Below are 4006 nucleotides of genomic sequence, written 5' to 3' on the forward strand. Positions count from 1 at the left end.
GGTTACGCAATGACTCGACGCGATGTCGGAATGCTTTGCATTTTCACTACGCAAAAAAACGCTTCGTGAAAACGCCCAGCCCTATCGCTTCTGGGGACTACTCGACTCCTGTCTCGCAGCGATTGTAGTTCCCAATAGGTCAAACGTATTTTTTTACCTGGCGAAACACCTATTAAATTTGTCCCAAACCGGGTAAATTCAGCAATCACGAAATTATGGATACCACGACCAACTGATGTCAGGATGATTACCGCAGCAATACCGATAATCATTCCTAACACCGTAAGCGCAGATCGAAGTTTATGGGAAGTGATGGTTCGATATGACAGCAACAATATATCAAGGTAATGCATGATTATCTTTTTGCCAACGCGGAAATAGGATCAAGCCTTGCCGCTTTGTAGGCGGGAAGCACACCGAACAACAAACCCGTCAGGATAGAAACGCCTAAGGCTGACAATAATCCCCAATCTAGAAGGTCAACGGGAAAATTTGGATAAACAGCTTGCAATACTGTAATGACCAATTCACCTAGAGAGAAACCTAGCAACGCTCCCGCCAACGATAACAGCATAGCCACTGCCAAAAAAAGCCAATGTACCTGGCTTTGAGTTGCACCCATGGCCTTTAGTAAACCAATTTCCGCAGTCCGCTGAGTGACGCTGACTAACATGACGTTCATGACCAGGATCCCCGCCACAATAAGGCTAATACCGCCGATACAAGCGACTGCAATGGTTAGCGCCGCCAGAATCTTATTGAAAGCGGTTACCACACTGTCCTGTGTGATAATTGTTATATCATCTTCATCGTCATGGCGAAGTTTTATGATCTTTTTGACCTCATCAACCGCTTTTAGCATCGCTTCCCTGGATTTGGTTTCCACCAAAATTCGGAGCAAAGAATGCGTATCGAATAAGGCTTGGGCGGAAGCAACGGGAATAATCACCATCTCATCAAAATCGACACCTATGGGTTGGCCTTCTGAAGCCAGAACGCCGATAACCCGAAAGCGCCCATCGTTAATACGCAACCACTGACCAAACGCCGAAGTATTAGCAAATAATTGTTCTCGAATAGTTTGGCCGATTACACAAATAGATAATGCTTCATCGGCCTCAGTTTTTGGCAAAAAATCACCTTGTGCCATATTAAGATGCCGCACCCGCAATAACGCATGAGTGGAGCCAAACACATTGGTTTCCCTTTCAAGGCCGGCAACCGTAACTGGCGCTGACCCTATTGTTAGTGGCGCAATTGCCGCAATATAAGGGCTACGTGATAAAGATTCTGCGTCTTCTAAGGTCAAATCCCTAGGCGTTTCACCAAATAGTGGCGGGGTGCCGCCCGTTGTTTCCGTACGTCCAGGCAACACAATAACTAGGTGTGTACCCAACGCTTCAAATTCATGCACAATATAACTGCGGGCGCTTTCGCTCAATGCAATCAACACAGTGACTGAAGTCACGCCCATACCCATTGCCAATACAATAAGCGCCGTCCGCAACATTTGTGACTTTGGAATTGAAAGCATGATGGAATGTGTCCGCAACAAACATATCAACTACCTGAATTTGAAACGATTACCCTTTCCTTTTTGATCCTTGCTGTTCCGCCTTGTTGTAGCGAATCGATGAATATACCGAAAGCGCTATCAAAATCGCTCCGACCAAGCCTGTTATCACTTCGCTGATATGGTAGCGCATACTGACCAACATAATGCCCGCCAAAACGCCTATGGCATAATGAGCGCCGTGCTCCAAAAATACGTAATCATCCAAGGTTCCCTTGTTGACCAAGTAGACAGTGAGGCTTCTGACAAACATGGCGCCAATAGCAAGGCCAAGCATGATGATGACAACATCTTGTGTAATCGCGAACGCACCGATGACACCATCGAATGAGAATGAGGCATCAAGTACCTCAAGATAAATAAAGCTCATTAGCCCCGCTTTTTTTACGACACCAGATGCCAGCTCCCCTTGCCCATCATCTTCAAATAATGCAGCTAAACTATCTACGATAACAAAGAGAATCAACCCTGAAATCCCCGCCACCAAGGCTTCCAAGCGAGTTTCCGGCGGCAACCACTTTTGAATCACCAGTAACAAGCCCAAAGCTAAGATAATTTCAATGGCTTTAAGCTTGCCTAAAGCTGCCACTCGCTCCTCTATTCGTCCTAGCCAATGCAGTTCCTTGGCATCATCCAAAATAAAGGAGAAAAACACCATCAGCAGAAACGTACCTCCGAATGCTGAAATCTGTACATGGACATTATTTAGATGCTGCGCGTAAGTCGCCGGATCTTTTAATGCTATTTCGGCAACGCCGATAAAATCAAGGCTTGTGGCTACCGAGACAATCAGCACAGGGAACACCAGCCGCATACCAAACACGGCAATCAAAATGCCCCAAGTTAAAAAATAGCGCTGCCAGCGTTCATTCATCCGCTTTAGGACGGACGCATTAACAACAGCATTATCAAAGGATAAGCTAACCTCAAGAATTCCCAGGATGATGGCGATAAACACGCCGACCATACCACTCCACAAAAATGCTGCGGTCAGGCAAAGAGCTGTAACCAAAAAAGATAAACGAAAATGTTGCATGAAATACTCATTAGTGTTTTAAGTGGCACAACTATAAGAGCATTTATTTATAAAGCAACCTTATCTACTTTTATATTCTAAGCTAATAATTGACGCTCCTAAAACCGACAGGCATCATGATTCGTTCTCCCAGACTGACCCAAATCAATTCAAAGCCCAACGCCGACCAAAAAAACAGCCACCAACAGCACTGCAATTGATAACTCCTCCAGTCGGTGCATTAAGGAAAATCTGCCCTCCTGCATAATCATTTCGATACGATTAGTGACTTGGTCACGCATATGGACATTTCTATTTATCATGAGATTGCTCCTAATAATTATTGGAATAACTACGCATCTGACCCACTAAAACACCCTGGATTTCTACTTGCTCAGGCTTATAGCGCATGGCTTCCATTTTGGCATTGGCGGGGATGAGTAAGGTTTCGTGCGGGTATTGCTCAATGAATTTCAATGTCGCCTCGGATTTATTGACTAACGCCACGACAATTTCGCCATTACGGGCATAGCTGCGTTGCTCAATAATCACCCAGTCGCCATCGAAAATGCCCTGTTCTATCATGGAATCGCCTTTGATTTTCAATACATAACACGGTTTTTGAGTCCTTAGTTGGTCGGGGATAGCCATATAAGAGATGGTTTCCACCGCTTCTATCGGCCTTCCTGCTGCGATGCAGCCCACAAACGGCAAGCTGCCCTGATTATCCGAACCGCCGATTAATTGTTTGGCGTATTCCGTTAACCGGATACCACGTTGCTTGCGTTCCGGCGCTTCAATCAGGTGCGCATCAATTAAGGCTTTGATATGGGCATGTAATGAACCGCGGGATTTCACACCGATCCCAGCACAAAGCTCTTCCAGCGTCGGCGGATACCTGAAACTATCCTGATTTTGTATTAAAAAATCGAAGATTTCTTGCTGCTTGCGGGTTAATGTCAATTTCATTTCGTTCTCTATTTGTCTTGTATAAAATATAACACAAGAACAAAATAAGAACAAGTACAGAACAAAAATTTTATGCTTTATCGATTTTTATTCCGTTGTACTATGAGGGAGGTAGCCGAATTCACAAACCGACCTTATAATCTTTGCTTGAACTGCACAGTCGCACCTCAAGCTATGGTGGCTACTTGTTTCATAGCTTCAACCATTTCTCAAATTCGCTCAACGTCATGATAGGCAGCAGCTTAAAACTGTTTTTTATCGCAAGCAGATCATTATCCCCTGTAATCAGAGCGTCCGCCCTGCCTATGACCGCCAATGTCAAAAATTTGGCATTGCTAATTATATATAGATACTGTATAAGTTTTGGGTCATTAACATGCACCGGGAGGTTGCGATGGATTGTCCAAAATGCGGGAAGCAGGCGAGTTGCAAAGACGGCCAAGTGAATG

At 44.8% G+C, this 4006-nt stretch carries 5 protein-coding genes; all 5 read right to left on the bottom strand.

What is annotated here, in order from left to right:
• Positions 1-2: 2 nt before the first annotated feature.
• Positions 3-353, bottom strand: a complete 351-nt coding sequence (locus tag ACLQ6D_RS01465; RefSeq protein WP_411725472.1) for an ABC transporter permease — start codon at positions 351-353, stop codon at positions 3-5.
• A gap of 2 nt (positions 354-355) precedes the next feature.
• Positions 356-1534 carry an ABC transporter permease gene (locus tag ACLQ6D_RS01470; protein ID WP_411725473.1) on the bottom strand — a complete coding sequence of 393 codons (1179 nt, stop codon included), beginning with the start codon at positions 1532-1534 and terminating at the stop codon, positions 356-358.
• Positions 1535-1583: 49 nt separating this feature from the next.
• A complete protein-coding gene (locus tag ACLQ6D_RS01475) occupies positions 1584-2609 on the bottom strand; it encodes a DUF475 domain-containing protein (protein WP_411725474.1) in 1026 nt (341 codons plus the stop codon).
• 149 nt (positions 2610-2758) lie between these two features.
• Positions 2759-2911: a hypothetical protein gene (locus ACLQ6D_RS01480; RefSeq protein WP_411725475.1), complete on the bottom strand. Its 153-nt coding sequence runs from the start codon at positions 2909-2911 to the stop codon at positions 2759-2761.
• 10 nt (positions 2912-2921) lie between these two features.
• Positions 2922-3557, bottom strand: a complete 636-nt coding sequence (gene lexA, locus ACLQ6D_RS01485; RefSeq protein ID WP_411725477.1) for a transcriptional repressor LexA — start codon at positions 3555-3557, stop codon at positions 2922-2924.
• Between the last annotated feature and the right edge of the window lie 449 nt (positions 3558-4006).

The sequence above is a fragment of the Methyloglobulus sp. genome, from assembly GCF_046714055.1.
Lineage (GTDB): Bacteria > Pseudomonadota > Gammaproteobacteria > Methylococcales > Methylomonadaceae > Methyloglobulus.